The sequence below is a fragment of the Paenibacillus sp. 1_12 genome, from assembly GCF_900114475.1.
Taxonomy (GTDB): domain Bacteria; phylum Bacillota; class Bacilli; order Paenibacillales; family NBRC-103111; genus Paenibacillus_S.
In genome coordinates this window covers 216,331-229,998 of sequence record NZ_FOTE01000009.1, presented here as the reverse complement: position 1 = coordinate 229,998, position 13,668 = coordinate 216,331, and the positions used below count along the sequence as shown (strand labels likewise).

General features: G+C 45.2%; 13 protein-coding genes. 7 read left to right on the top strand and 6 right to left on the bottom strand.

Annotated features, from left to right (window positions below):
• Positions 1–24: 24 nt before the first annotated feature.
• On the top strand, positions 25–903 hold the full coding sequence (locus BM210_RS20565) for a CHAD domain-containing protein (protein WP_091172878.1): 879 nt from the start codon (positions 25–27) through the stop codon (positions 901–903).
• Between the two features lie 152 nt (positions 904–1,055).
• On the opposite strand, the gene BM210_RS20560 is transcribed toward BM210_RS20565, so the two are convergent.
• Positions 1,056–2,516: an aminotransferase-like domain-containing protein gene (locus BM210_RS20560; RefSeq protein ID WP_091172876.1), complete on the bottom strand. Its 1,461-nt coding sequence runs from the start codon at positions 2,514–2,516 to the stop codon at positions 1,056–1,058.
• 164 nt (positions 2,517–2,680) lie between these two features.
• Between BM210_RS20560 and BM210_RS20555 the strand changes: the two genes are divergently transcribed.
• The 3 genes from BM210_RS20555 to BM210_RS20545 all read left to right on the top strand — a co-directional run bounded on the left by BM210_RS20555 (position 2,681) and on the right by BM210_RS20545 (position 6,030).
• Positions 2,681–3,295: a DJ-1/PfpI family protein gene (locus tag BM210_RS20555; RefSeq protein WP_091173050.1), complete on the top strand. Its 615-nt coding sequence runs from the start codon at positions 2,681–2,683 to the stop codon at positions 3,293–3,295.
• Positions 3,296–3,421: 126 nt separating this feature from the next.
• Entirely contained in the window at positions 3,422–4,399 is a 978-nt protein-coding gene (locus tag BM210_RS20550; RefSeq protein ID WP_091172873.1) for an aldo/keto reductase, read from the top strand.
• 266 nt (positions 4,400–4,665) lie between these two features.
• Positions 4,666–6,030, top strand: coding sequence for an MATE family efflux transporter (locus BM210_RS20545; RefSeq protein WP_091172872.1), 1,365 nt, complete (start codon positions 4,666–4,668; stop codon positions 6,028–6,030).
• A gap of 85 nt (positions 6,031–6,115) precedes the next feature.
• On the opposite strand, the gene BM210_RS20540 is transcribed toward BM210_RS20545, so the two are convergent.
• From BM210_RS20540 to BM210_RS20525, 4 genes are all read right to left on the bottom strand, one after another.
• Entirely contained in the window at positions 6,116–6,853 is a 738-nt protein-coding gene (locus tag BM210_RS20540) for a metallophosphoesterase family protein (protein WP_091172870.1), read from the bottom strand.
• 174 nt (positions 6,854–7,027) lie between these two features.
• On the bottom strand, positions 7,028–8,107 hold the full coding sequence (locus BM210_RS20535) for a mannose-1-phosphate guanylyltransferase (protein WP_091172867.1): 1,080 nt from the start codon (positions 8,105–8,107) through the stop codon (positions 7,028–7,030).
• A complete protein-coding gene (locus tag BM210_RS20530; RefSeq protein ID WP_091172865.1) occupies positions 8,100–9,206 on the bottom strand; it encodes a glycosyltransferase in 1,107 nt (368 codons plus the stop codon). The genes BM210_RS20535 and BM210_RS20530 overlap by 8 nt, the downstream gene beginning before the upstream one ends.
• Complete coding sequence (locus tag BM210_RS20525; RefSeq protein ID WP_256223870.1) at positions 9,206–10,387, bottom strand: glycosyltransferase family 4 protein; 1,182 nt, start codon at positions 10,385–10,387, stop codon at positions 9,206–9,208. Before BM210_RS20525 ends, BM210_RS20530 begins: the two co-directional genes overlap by 1 nt.
• Positions 10,388–10,593: 206 nt before the next feature.
• Here BM210_RS20525 and BM210_RS20520 point away from each other — a divergent pair, with 206 nt between their 5' ends.
• The 3 genes from BM210_RS20520 to BM210_RS20510 all read left to right on the top strand — a co-directional run bounded on the left by BM210_RS20520 (position 10,594) and on the right by BM210_RS20510 (position 12,459).
• Entirely contained in the window at positions 10,594–10,893 is a 300-nt protein-coding gene (locus tag BM210_RS20520; protein ID WP_091172861.1) for a helix-turn-helix domain-containing protein, read from the top strand.
• Entirely contained in the window at positions 10,859–11,803 is a 945-nt protein-coding gene (locus BM210_RS20515) for a DUF1861 family protein (RefSeq protein WP_256223869.1), read from the top strand. The genes BM210_RS20520 and BM210_RS20515 overlap by 35 nt, the downstream gene beginning before the upstream one ends.
• A gap of 86 nt (positions 11,804–11,889) precedes the next feature.
• Entirely contained in the window at positions 11,890–12,459 is a 570-nt protein-coding gene (locus tag BM210_RS20510) for a 50S ribosomal protein L25 (RefSeq protein WP_091172857.1), read from the top strand.
• 146 nt (positions 12,460–12,605) lie between these two features.
• Here the strand turns inward: BM210_RS20510 and BM210_RS20505 are convergent, their stop codons facing one another.
• Positions 12,606–13,643, bottom strand: a complete 1,038-nt coding sequence (locus BM210_RS20505) for a CapA family protein (protein ID WP_091172854.1) — start codon at positions 13,641–13,643, stop codon at positions 12,606–12,608.
• Between the last annotated feature and the right edge of the window lie 25 nt (positions 13,644–13,668).

The window sequence follows — 13,668 nt, the reverse complement described above, 5'->3', positions numbered from 1 at the left end:
TAATTAGTAGAGGAGAGATGCTGTATGGAAATCACAGGCGTATCAAATAATGGTAAAATTATCCATATCGATACATGGAAACGAGCCTTGGACCAGTTGTATGGACGTTTTTGCGACTATGGCAGCAGGGCAAGCCGAGACTTCGATAGTGAGGATATCCATCAGGCGAGGGTGAACAGCCGGAAGCTGCTGACTCTGCTGCGCATACTCGACAAGAATGATCATTCGGGATTGTATCCATTCATCAAGCAAGCGCAAAAATACCTTGGTAAAGTCAGGGATGCGGATGTATTAATCGAGTCTTTTCAAGCAAGGCGAAAAAGCGCTAAACGAAGCGGCAAGGGCAAAGAGGCCGACTTCTTAAAGTTTGTAATCCAGATTCAAAGGAAACGGCGAAAGCGCAGCCGTGTGAAGCTGGCCGATAAGCTGCCGAAGCTGATGAGTCCTGAACTGAACCTTAAATGGAGGGCTTTTCTGCAGAGCCTGCCTGAGCTGGATTCACAAGGTGCCGACATCGACGTCAATCAGGTGATGCGGGAGCTCGAAGTTTCCTATGAACAGAAAAAGCAAACCTATCGTCAGCTTTGCAGGCAATACGGTGCTGAAACGAAGGAAGCGTTCGACGCACTTCATGATTTAAGAATCGCAGCCAAGGAGCTGAGGTATACGGCCTCTGCTGCATCATTTGCGTTGGATCCGAAGTTTCATTCCCATGAACGCCTATATAAAGACATTCAAGAACAACTTGGTCAAATTAATGATCGGCGGATTTGGTTGGAAACTGTTCAAGAGATAGACCAGGACAAGCTTGATATGGGGAAGAAAACCTGGAAGTCCTTTAAGGCCGATTTAATGGGCGAAATCCGCGAGTTGCTTCAAGCTAGCCGCCTTGCAGGGAAGTAGGTCATACAGCAGGATGAATAAAATTAGCTTAGTGCCTGCCATGAAGCCGAAATGTTTGCCTGAGCAGTTTACTTCTGCTTATGCAGACTATTCGGCATGCGAAGAATACGACAGTATTATTGGATTCATACATAAATCACTCAAGATAAGCTTCAACATGTGCTAACGCGTGTGCTAATTTCTGCGAGCATGGCTCCAAGCCGTTTGATGCCCTCTTCAATGCGGTCTTCATTCTGGGAAGCAAATGTAAGCCGGAATGAGCCTTTCTCTGCACCAAAAATCGAGCTTGGCATTATTAAGATACCGCGCTTGATTCCGTGCTCCAGAAACTCCTTATCAGGAATGACAAATTTCATGCGACACCATATATAATAGCCGCCGTCGGGTTGCGTAAAGGTAATAAATTCGCCGCAGTAACGGTTGAGTGCATGAATCATCATCTGACAGCGGCTTTCCAATGCTGCGTTAAGAAAAGCCACATGCTGTGCCCACGAGCCAGAGCTTAAGTATTGGGCAGCAATCTGCTCGCCGACCGCGTGTGTTTGAAAGCCCATCTTGGCTTTTGCATCAGCGAGTTTATGAATAACGACTCGTGGCGCTGCGATCCATCCCGTCTGGAAGCCTGGAGCGGCTGATTTGGTTAACGTTCCAATGTAAATCGTGTTGGGATTGTCAGAAGACAGAGACATCAGCGGTAATGGAGCTTGGTTAGCATGAGGATGACGCAGAGCGCCGTAAGGATCATCCTCCACGATTGGTATTCGGAGCTTATCGCAGATGCTTAAAGCTTGTTTTCTTCGCAATAGGCTTAATGAAGTCCCCGTTGGATTGTGGTGGGTAGGGTTCATGATGACCATACGAATTCGATGTTTAAGGCATTGCTTATGCAGCTCCTCGGGAATGAGCCCATCATGGTCCATGGGAATCGGATACAATCGCAAGCCAGCGGTGCGAAACAAAGCTCTCGAATATATATAGGAAGGCTGCTCAATAGCGATGGCATCACCTGGATTCAACAGACGGTGCGTAATTAAATACATCGCATGCTCCGCTCCAGCGGTAACCAATATGTGCTCGGGTGTCGTTCGGATGGCGTAATGAGCTTCCAGATGGTCGGTAATGGCATCCCGTAAGCTTAGTAAGCCGCGGGGTCCGGTATGATTCAGCATACCCTTCAGCTGCAAGGTGTCGAGAATAGCTTGATACCGCTCTGTAGGCAGCAAGTCCTCCGACAATACGCCGAGCGATAAGTCGACCATGTCCGGTAAGCGGGCTGCTTCTCGGATACGCTCCAATAAAGGCAAAGCAGGAAAAAAGTAGCCTTCATTGTTAAAATATTGCCAGTTTGGGGAGCGCGTCGGTTGAACTCCCCACAAACTATCACTTACACGAGTGCCGCTTCCCTGAACCGAACAGATGAAGCCGCTGCTTTTCAATTGGTCATAAGCCGCCGTGACCGTGCTCCGATTAACAGCGAATCGCTGAGCAAGCTCGCGTTCTGTCGGAAGCAAGGCACCGGGTAACAGCTTATTATTAATAATCAGCTCTTCCAAATAATGAACAATTTGCATGAAAACAGGTTCTTCACTTTGAGTATCCGGCATCCAGCTCATCTGGCAACACTCCTTATATCTCTCTTAACTGTAGTATAGCGCACAACAGAATTGGCTGGTCAAATTACTTCCAATTGGTTGGAGACTTGCCTCCCGAAGTCGCGTAATCTGCTATTAAGCTTGTTGTTAGTTACTAAGCTGGAGGGAAAGGGCAGGTGTTGAAGATGAAAATGGCGTTGGTCATATTTGATGGCATGACGGTTTTGGATTTGATTGGATGGTATGATGCGGTTACCCAAATCAAGAGGTTCCAGCCGTCATTAGCATTAAGCTGGGACTTGTGCGCAATGACGGATGAAGTGAAGGATGATCGCGGGTTGATAATGAGATCCCATCAGGTGCGTCCGGATTTGAGCGATTACGATCTGGTATTTGTTCCTGGAGGCGGAGCGACGCGGCAATTAAAGGATGATTCGGATTTTATCTCGTGGCTGCAGACCGCGGAGGAGGCTGCATACAAAATTTCGGTGTGCACCGGAGCCCTATTGTTAGGAGCAGCGGGATTCTTAAGCGGCAAAAGAGCAACGACTAATCCATCCGCATACAAGCTGCTTGTGCCTTACTGTGAAGAAGTGGTCCACGCTCGTATTGTTAGGGACGGAATGACCATTACAGCGGGCGGAGTGGCGGCTTCGATCGATCTGGGCTTGTATGTAGTGGAAATGCTGACAGATCGTGATACTGCTGAGCAGATACAAAGGTCGATGGACTACCCTTACTACGTATCTGGACAGACAGATGGCGATTATGTCATCAACTTTCAGTCGGACAGGAATTGAAAGGCGGCTCATCGCAGCTTAATAGCTTAAGTTTAAGGCGGGACGGCTTCTATGTACGATTCTCCTTTTGGTTTATAATGGTTAGGATAAGCAAATGATTATAAACAAAGGAGGAAGACAGCAAACATGGGCAACAAACTAGCATTGCATAAACATGGCTATCAGGCCAGTCGTCTCGTTATGGGATGTATGGGCTTAGGTGGAGGCTGGACACGAGAATCGATAACGGCTGATGATATAAAAAAAGCACATGCGGCAGTAGATGCGGCACTCTCCGTGTCGATCAATATGTTCGATCATGCGAATATTTATGCTTACGGCAAGGCGGAGACTGCTTTCGGGCAAGTACTGAAGGAGCGTCCAGAGCTGCGTGAGCAGATGATCATCCAATCCAAATGCGGCATTCGTATGGAGGAGGGACCAGGACTTCCGGCGCGGTATGATTTTTCCGAGGAACACATTATTTCCAGTGTAGACGGTATTTTGGAACGGCTCGGTTTGGAATCTATCGATATTTTGCTGCTTCATCGTCCAGATCCGTTAATGGAACCGGAAGAGGTGGCGAGTGCTTTTGACAAGGTAAAGAAGCAGGGGAAGGTCAAGAGCTTTGGTGTTTCCAATATGAGTCCTACGCAAATCCGATGGCTTCAATCTTGCCTAGATGAGCCGTTGATCGTGAATCAGCTTGAATTGAATCTTGCCAAGCTGGATTGGATTGATGCAGGGATATCGGTGAATCAAAAAGCGGGCACACAGCTGTCATTCCCGGAAGGGCTGCTTGAGTTTTGCCAGATGGAGCATATTCAGGTTCAATCGTGGGGGCCGCTGGCCAAGGGGCTGTTCAGTGGAAAGGATTTATCGGACAAACCGGAAACAATACGTAAAACAGCTGCACTAGTCCAGCAATTAGCGGAGCAGAAGGGCGCATCGCTGGAAGCAATCGTTCTTGCCTGGCTCATGCGCCATCCATCAGGGATTCAGCCTGTGCTTGGCACAACAAGCCCGGATCGGATACGTGCTTGTGCGGAATCAACTCGAATCATGCTCTCGCGCGAAGAATGGTACGATCTATACGTGACCTCCAGAGGTATTAAGGTACCATAGGAACTTGAACACGATTGAAGATTGCTGCTTGGGAAACGATTAACGGTGACTTTGAAAATAACGTTAAGAGCATAGATAAATTAGCTGTGATAAGCAGCATCGTAACATCTTGAGCCGATCAAGATGTTTTTTTGTCTAGATCTGTGAGGAATTTGCAGTAACTGTTCTATAAATAAAGTAAGTATGGTACTCTGTTATTAAAGCGCTCTCATGCATGAGGGAGCTACCAGGATCCAAAATAAATTATACAGAAGCTGGATGAGCCCATGACCAATACGAAGAAACTGGCCTTATTTACGATTACATGGCCGTTATTTATTGAATCCTCTCTGCAAATGGCGATGCGTGCTGCGGATACCTTTATGGTAAGTAACGTATCGGATGGAGCGGTGGCTGCAGTAGGTGTATCCAATCAACTCATTATCTTTACGTTTCTATTACTGCAGGTGATCTCTGCAGGCTCGGCTATCGTCATTTCGCAATATTTGGGTGCTAACAAATTGGACGCTGTTCGCAGGTTTGCCGCCGGTGCGATTTTGCTCAATTTTATATCAGGCGTGGTTATTAGCCTGGTCATGGTCATTTTCAGCAGGCCGCTGCTCAGCCTGTTCGGACTGCAGCAGGACCTGCTCGGAACGGCGCAAACTTTCCTATCTATTGTCGGAGGGGCTTTATTCATTCAGGCGCTCAATCTGACGATTTCGGCGATTGTTCAGGTCCATGGATTCACCCGATATACGATGATGGTGGCCATAGGGATGAATCTGATTAATTTAACCGGCAATTATTTATTTATTTTTGGTCCGTGGGGATTTCCAAAGCTGGGTGTTCCAGGTGTTGCCATCTCTGCGGTCATCAGCCAATGCTTAGGGCTTGGTGTTTATATTCTAATATTGCGTAAGGTCGTAAAGCTGGATCTCGGCTTGAAAGAGCTTGTGAGATGCAAGCTGGAGGACATGAAAAAGATTTTGTCTATCGGCATTCCCACGGCGGGGAACCAACTGTCGTATGCGGCAAGTCAAATCGTGACTACGTATTTCATTACGTCTCTCGGTGCGGAAATGCTGTCGACCCGCATCTATACACAAAATATTATGTATTTCATTATGGTGCTCTCCATTTCACTTGGCCGTGGGACACAAATTATTATAGGAAGACTTATCGGCGGCGGGGAAAAAGAAGAAGCCTACAAGCAGCTGTTCCGCAGCCTCGCTTTAAGCCTGATGCTGTCGATGGGGGCTGTCATTGTGATCGCCATATTCAGGAAGCAGCTGCTTGGTTTATTTACGAGTGATCCTCATATTATTACATTGGGTGCCGCGCTGCTGCTGCTGGGTTTTGTGCTGGAGCCAGGCAGGTGCTTGAATATCGTGATCGGGGAAGCGCTGCGTGCTTCGGGTGATGCGAGATTTTTGGTCATAACGGGTGTCACGGTGGTATGGGGAATGTGTATTCCTTTAACGTATCTGCTGGGCATTCACTTTGCCTACGGCCTGATGGGAATATGGATCGTGTTTATCCTTGACGAATGGGTACGGGGAATTATCATTTTGCACCGTTGGCGGAGTCGGGCCTGGGAGAAAAAGGTGCTGGTTCAAGCGGAGTCGAAGGAAGCTCAGGCCACGGTGTAATAGCTTTTGGGCATCGCCTACCAACAAATTTTTCAAATCCCAACTTTCATAATGACTAGGTTCATGTTTCTTATTACGCTCATGATTAGAATGAATACGTAAAAACAGCCTTACGAATAGCCTTCTCAAAAAGCTCAATGTCCGGCATTGAACGGTCTTTTGCAATGCCAATTACTTTCTCAATATCATAAGAAATTCTGCGATGTTGAACAGAAATATTTTGTTTTTCAATATCAATAATACAGTAGCTTGCACGGTTATCTCCATCAAAGGGGAGACCTACGCTTCCGGAATTTACAATTAGCCTGCCATTTGCATGACGTGTAAACGCATGATGAATATGTCCATAAAGTACCATATGGGTGGATTCTTCTTTGTGTAATAAATCAAGCTCATCTATAGTTGACCATGGCCACGTAATTTTCCCAAGTGATGTGGGTGAAGCATGATATAATTCAGCTTGAAAATCCTCATAATTAAATATGTATTCAGTCGGAAATGCACCAATCCATTGATGTTCATCGACAGAGAGCAGCCGTTTATTATAAATAAAATGCCTTAAATTCATTTCTTCCTTAGCACTTTTAGGTTTCCAATCGGAGGCATCACGGTTGCGTGAAAAATAGTCATCGTGGTTTCCTCTTATCGAAATAAGGGGATCCAAGGAATTTAATAATTCAACACATTCAACCGGTTGGGGGCCCCGCATAACCAGGTCTCCTAAAAAAATAATGGCATCCGGACTTTGTTGATGTAAATCTCTAATTACTGCCTCGAAGGCAACTGCATTTCCATGAGTATCCGAGATAACAGCAAGACGCATAGTAGACTTCCTTTGCACGTTAGGATTAGTAAATAATTTCCTTTATCATTGTAACGAATATACGTTCGGTAAACAAGATTTTATTTCGTAGGACTACACGATAATTAAAATGAGAAAAACCGGATTCACGCAGCGGAACATCCACTGCCGTGATCCGGTTTTTAATTGTGATTGCTACATATATTCGGTCATTCCCTTTTCCTTCAGCAGCTCGACGATTTCTTTGACAGACTGGGCTTTGTCCTTAGGACAGATTAATAGGGCATCTCCGGTGTCGGCAATAATGAATCCATCGACGCCTATTGTCGCGATAAGCCTGTCGGTTCCATAGATGATTGAATTGCGCGTGTCTATACTTAAGTGATTCGCTTTTATAATGTTGCCCGATTCATCCGGCGGGAAGATCGAGCCAAGCGCATCCCAGCTGCCGATATCATTCCAGCCAAATTGACCAGATAAAACAACGACATCATCAGAGCGTTCAAGGATGCCATAATCAATTGAAATATTTTGCAGCGTTGGATAAATTCGATTCATGATGTCCTCTTCCTGCTCCGTCCCGAGATAATCGCTGATGGGCAGCATCATTTTGTACAGCCGAGGCAGGTAACGTTTGAAATTATCTATAATAACAGATGTTTTCCAAATAAAGATACCGCTATTCCATAAATAATTACCCGATGACAGATAGCCTTGAGCTTTCTGGAAATTCGGTTTTTCTACAAATTCAGCTACTTCGTATACAGCTACAGGGTTGGAGGAAATCGGATCTTTATTAAAAGCGATATAGCCATAGCCGGTAGAAGGGAAGGTCGGCTTAATGCCGATAGTTATGATTTTGTCCGATTCCATCGCGACCGTACAGGCTTCGTCGAGCGTAAGCCGGAATTGGTCTTCATCGGTGATATAATGATCGGAAGGCAATACGACCATGAGCGAGTTGCCGTGGTTTTTTTCAATGGATAAGGCCGCAAAAAGGATGCTGGCAGCTGTGTTTCGCGCAACAGGCTCTATCAAAATGTTACTTTTAGATACACTGCTGTGCATGATGCTCTCCATTAATACAGCTTGAGAACGATTGGTGACGATGACAGTGTTTTCCTGAGGGATAATGCCTTTAAATCGTTCGATGGTATCATTTAACATAATATCGTTTCCGCTAATATTGAGTAATTGCTTTGGGATTTCTTGCCGAGACAGCGGCCAAAAACGGGTTCCGCCCCCGCCTGCAAGAATAGTGGCAAATTTATTCATGATGCATCACCAAACGGGCAATAGAGAAGGAAATGATGCTCTCGGAGCCTTGATTCAGATTTAAGCCTGTCGAGTGGATACCGTCGTAACAAGCACCGGTTTGAGGATCTATGAGGGAAGTGTTAATGGAGTTATGTCCTACATACCATTCATAGCATAAGGCTGCTTGTTTTAGATAAGCAGAGTCATGGAGCACGACCGCAGCTTCCTTGCAGGCCAGCAGCATTTCACATGCTTCAATCGGCTGTTCGTCGTAGGGAGCGGACTGTCCGTCTCGCAGCAGCCAGCCGTGGCTGCCAATTGGCTTATAATAGCCTTCCTTAGAGAAGGTTTTCGATATGAGAAAATCCAGGCTTTCCTTGGCTGTTTCTTTTAAATACCCTTTACCCGAAATACGGAATGCTTGTAAAAGTGCCCATGGCAGCATGGAGTTTCCGTAGGTGAGGCTGTCTTCGAACCAATTCCAACCGTTTCCTTTATTGCGCGTATATTGAGTGTGTAGTCGGACTGCCATATTTTCGATCAGATTGTTGATCAAGGCTTCAGGCAAAAATGCTTGATCTTCCGCGGTGTTTGCCATATGGAGATAGGGGAAGGAGTAAGTTAAAGCATCAGGAGTTTCTATCAGGTAACTGAGACCGATTATGGCATAGGCCGCGGCACGCGGAGAACCGATTGAATGAATATGCGGTAATGCTTGATTGATGAGATAACGGCATGTGTTTAATAGATTATCAGGCAGGGACGAAGAATGGGAGAGCGCGAATCCAAGTGCCCATATCGTGCGTCCTTGACAATCCTCCGAGCCGCTATCCTCTACGAATGAACGGTTATAATCCATAAAGTTTCTAAAGTTTCCAGCTGCATTTTGTGCGTGATGAATGAAGGAAATATAAGTATGAATCAGGTCCAGCATAACGGAATCTTTGCTACTGTTGTAAGATAAAACGGCTGCGATCAATGCCCGTGCGTTATCATCTGTCGTATATCCTTTTGAGCGATCTGGGACTCCGAACTTCGTATGCTGAAAGATCCCAGTATCATCTGTGATCCTGCGCATATAATCGTTCTTCAACTGTACGATCGTGGGTGCCTCCATTAAATTACACTCCTATTCGTTAACTGTGAAATCGTTATGTTCTCCTGAAAAAGGGTGGCGTAGATTTTGGCAACTTCGCTCCACAGCATGGTGATGCCCAGTTCAAGTGTACGATTTTCCATCTCTATTACTTTAGCAGGGCTATTCAATAACTGGAGGATGCAAGCTTCCAGCGATGCCGAATCACGGAAGTTTGCTAGTAATCCTCTGCCCTCTGCAAGCATTTCCTCAGCATATCGGTATGGAGTAGAAACAATGACCCTTCCATAACCGACTCCGTATGCCAAAGTGCCGCTAACGGCCTGATCCTTGCCTAAATACGGAGTCAAGTAAATATCGGATATCACAAGCGATTGAATAATTTCCTTCTGAGTGAGTAGTTTGTCGATGAAGAGAACGTTATGCTGTAAATCGTATTTCTCCACAAGATCCAGCAGCATATGTCTATAGACCTCGCCTGTTTCCTGCTTAACTACCGGATGGGTTTTCCCTGAAATGATATAGAGACACTCCGGATGCTGCTTAACGACTCCACGCATGGCCTCAATGCTGTATTCAATCCCTTTTCCAGGGCTTAGAAAGCCAAACGTGGACAAAATTTTACGGTCCGCATACCCATATTGTTCTTTGAGCGCTGCTCTTGAATCCGTTGCGACATCAGGCACCCCATGGTGTATGAAAGTGACCTTAGTGGCATCAATGCCATAAATAGAGATCAAATCCTTGACGGTAGACTGCGCCATCGTGACGACTTTAACGCTTAGCTTGGCAATACGATTCATGATATGTCGCTGCTTGGCCGAAGGTTTCGTTAACACAGTATGGAAAATGACGATATAAGGAATCCTTAATCTCTCGACGAACGGAATCAAATATTCTCCGCTTTCTCCGCCATAAATACCGAATTCATGCTGAATAACGAGAAGATCGACATCTGATGAGTTAAGAAAATCGGCCGTTTCTATATATGCTGACAGATTGTGCTGGTCAATTTCCCTCATCACCTGCTCCTGATACGAGTATGTCTCGTTGTTATTGATGGCAATGATACGAGGTTTATTGAAGCCTTGTATGTGTTCAAATTGATCTAATAAATCCTGCGTAAAGGTAGCGATGCCGCATTCTCTCGGCAGGCTGGTTCCAAGAAAAACGATATTCCGATTACTGCTTGTATTTCTCAAATCATTAGCCTCCATATGCGTTCACGATTTTTGGGTAAAAAAAAGAAAATAAAGAGATCTTTATTTCTAATTAGGGGAAGTGGTATTAAATTTTCTGAAAATTCTAAATTATCTCCTGTTTAGTCACTATAACATGACCATTTTTTCTTGTCAATTTTATTGACTCTCTACTCTTCTCCATATATATTAATGTTGGAGGTGTAAGTATGTCAGTCATACGTAGTAATTTAAAAGCGGTTATGGAAAATCATGATCCCAAATTATCGATACGTAAGCTTGCCAAAGATATAGATTACCATTTTGACTCCGTACGCCGTATGTATAAGGATGAGATGGTGCAGTATCCGAGGGATTTGCTGCTAAAGCTTTGTCTGTATTTTAAAGTTCAGCCTGGGCAGCTCATAAGAATCGTAGAAGATGAGGAAAAAGATCAGCCTATAGATGAATCGATTGAGCATCAGGAGGACAGCAATGACAAGGAAACCGATACAAATGGAAACCTGTAAACAGCTCCTGGATACATTTTATGCGAATCCTCGCATAACGAAGGTAGAGAAGCTTACGTTCGCTGGGGTTGGAAATCGAGATGTGTATAATATAACGGCCCCGTTTCAATATGATGGGGAGGAAGTACTCTTGGGAAGAGTTGAGGAACGGGATAGCGAGTTCTCTCAAGTCTTCTTTTTTACATGCGACAATCAAGTGTGGAGTCCCCGTATGCATACGCATACGTATAATTTGCAGGACCCCTGTACAACCATCATCAAGGGTGAATTAATTGTTGGGGGAGTAGAGGTCTTCACTGCAGCTGATGATCCGGGTAAAATCGTGTCGTGGGTTACTCAATTTTATCGCGGATTCCAAATAGATTCATTATGCCACTTTTCATCTGGCCCTGGCACGATGAAGGATATTCGACTGATTGAGCTTAAGGATGGCAGGATTGGCATATTCACAAGGCCGCAAGGAGCAAAAGGCGGAAGAGGGCAAATCGGGTTTACCATCATCGACTCGCTGGATGAGCTTGACGAGCAAACGTTTATTAATGCAGACATGCTTGGAGATCAATTTGTTCCTGAGGAGTGGGGAGGCGCGAACGAAGCACATTTATTGAGCAACGGTCATGTAGGCGTTCTTGGGCATATCGCTTGCTTTGATCTATCAGGCAACAAGCACTATTATTCGATGGTGTTTTCGATAGACCCTGAAACCTGCGAGAAAACGCCGTTAAAAATTATTGCGGCAAGAAGCGATTTTCCAAGAGGACCTGGCAAGCGCCCAGATCTGGAGGATGTGATTTTTAGCGGAGGACTTATACGGTCAGGCCATGGTCGGGCGGTACTCTCCGTTGGCGTCAGTGATGCTGAGGCTTATCAGATTGAGATTCCAGATCCTTTTATCGAATACGAATCTTGAGAAATGACTTATTTGACTAGATTCTATGGTCATGTTATAATCAAATTGACAAGAATTTATGGTCAAAAGAGAGCAGGAACCATCAAATGAGTACATTTATTCAACTAAACAAGCGCACTGGTGAAACAAGGTCCCACTTGAATCAAGCAAGAAAACAGGGACGCATCCCCGCTGTGTTGTATGGGATTGGTAAAGATACTTTGTCACTGGAAGTGAATGAAAAAGAAATGCTGAACATTTTGAAAAAAAATCCGCGTGCGATTTTGCAGGGTAAAACCTCAGATGATAAAGTGCTGCCGATCGTTGTTCAGAATATCCAAAGAGAAACCTTGTCAGGCAAGCTGCTGCACATTGATTTTCATCATGTGAACATGACGGAAAGCATGGATAGTAAAGTTACGATCCATTTTTTGGGCGAGGCAATCGGGTTGAAGTCCGGTGGCGTCCTGCAGATTGAAAAGTATGAAGTAGAAGTTCGCTGTATGCCTGGTAACTTGCCAACTTCAATGGAAGTGGATATTAGCGGCCTAGATGCTGGCGACCAGCTTCTCGTTTCCGACCTGATTTTCCAAGATGGAATTGAAGTATTAACGGATCCAAACACGGTCATGATTCAGATCAAAACGGTGCACGAGGAAGTAGAAGCGTCCGCATAGCAGATCTCGACACAACATAAATAGTCAAATAGATGATATCCCCTTCCAACAGAAAATGTGAGCTTCATGATTTCATGAACATGGACACTTCTGCTTGGAGGGGGATTTTTAGTTGTTGTCCCTCAACCCCAACACAGCGCTTATCGCTATGGTTTATGATCACGAGATCGCAGTAATTTCGAGGTATATGTCCGCATATGCTCCATTAGTTTTCTCTGCTGCGGTGAAATTCGGGTTTCTCTGCTTTGTATATTGGCTTTTGCTGTATTGGGAATAACACGGTAAATGGGACGCTTACCTCTGAAATTTCGATAGGTCCAGGTAGATATCCAATCCACGCCGCTGATAGTGGTACGATCTGTATCCTTACGTATAGTCAATTGTAGAATCAACCCATTATTGGTATACGGGTTATCGTTTAATCGAATCGATACAAAATTACCAAGCGAGTACATAGCAAGTTGATTGGAACTCGTCCTGAGGATGGGCTGCAGCACATGTGGGTGTGAACCGAGGATAATGTCCGCTCCATGCTGCAAAAGCTTACGAACAAGAGTCCGCTGCTCCTGGGTAGGTACGGCCCGATACTCTTGTCCCAAGTGGAGACTAATGATATTCAAATCGGTTTTGCGCTTGATTTCGCGTAGGTCCCTTAAAATTTGAGCTTCGTTGATCAGATTGACGGACCCACGCATGGCGGTCAGTAGGGGGATCTGGTTGGTCGTTTTGGTGTAGGCGAGAATACCTATCTTGATCCCTTTAACGTCCATGATCAGCGGCTGCCGAGGCTGCTCGGGAACGGCAAAAGTACCCGTGTGGGCTAATTGATTGGCATCGAGAACCTGCAGTGTTCGCCGCAGCCCTTCAATTCCATTGTCGAGACAATGATTGTTGGCCGTTATCATAACATCGAAGCCGCTACGCTTCAGCGCCGCAGCTAATGGCTCGGGACCATTAAACATAGGAAACCCTGTTCGAGGGTTCTTTTTTTTAATAAAAGGCATGTTCCCCTTCAAAGGAACCTCTAAATTGCCGATAGTAAGATCAGCATCCCGTAAAATAGGTGCAACGTCTTCAAAAATGGAATCAAAATCATACAGGTTGGTGTCGATCTGCTTGACGGACATCGATATGGCCCCATTGATCAAAATATCACCAACCGCAGCAATCGTTATTTCTTGCATCGGATCACCTCTTGATAGCAAGATA

Bases quoted from the DNA above. Each gene is read 5' to 3' on its own strand.
- BM210_RS20565 (WP_091172878.1), top strand. From the start codon at position 25: ATGGAAATCACAGGCGTATCAAATAATGGTAAAATTATCCATATCGAT.
- BM210_RS20560 (WP_091172876.1), bottom strand. From the start codon at position 2,516: ATGAGCTGGATGCCGGATACTCAAAGTGAAGAACCTGTTTTCATGCAA.
- BM210_RS20555 (WP_091173050.1), top strand. From the start codon at position 2,681: ATGAAAATGGCGTTGGTCATATTTGATGGCATGACGGTTTTGGATTTG.
- BM210_RS20550 (WP_091172873.1), top strand. From the start codon at position 3,422: ATGGGCAACAAACTAGCATTGCATAAACATGGCTATCAGGCCAGTCGT.
- BM210_RS20545 (WP_091172872.1), top strand. From the start codon at position 4,666: ATGACCAATACGAAGAAACTGGCCTTATTTACGATTACATGGCCGTTA.
- BM210_RS20540 (WP_091172870.1), bottom strand. From the start codon at position 6,853: ATGCGTCTTGCTGTTATCTCGGATACTCATGGAAATGCAGTTGCCTTC.
- BM210_RS20535 (WP_091172867.1), bottom strand. From the start codon at position 8,107: ATGAATAAATTTGCCACTATTCTTGCAGGCGGGGGCGGAACCCGTTTT.
- BM210_RS20530 (WP_091172865.1), bottom strand. From the start codon at position 9,206: ATGGAGGCACCCACGATCGTACAGTTGAAGAACGATTATATGCGCAGG.
- BM210_RS20520 (WP_091172861.1), top strand. From the start codon at position 10,594: ATGTCAGTCATACGTAGTAATTTAAAAGCGGTTATGGAAAATCATGAT.
- BM210_RS20515 (WP_256223869.1), top strand. From the start codon at position 10,859: ATGACAAGGAAACCGATACAAATGGAAACCTGTAAACAGCTCCTGGAT.
- BM210_RS20510 (WP_091172857.1), top strand. From the start codon at position 11,890: ATGAGTACATTTATTCAACTAAACAAGCGCACTGGTGAAACAAGGTCC.
- BM210_RS20505 (WP_091172854.1), bottom strand. From the start codon at position 13,643: ATGCAAGAAATAACGATTGCTGCGGTTGGTGATATTTTGATCAATGGG.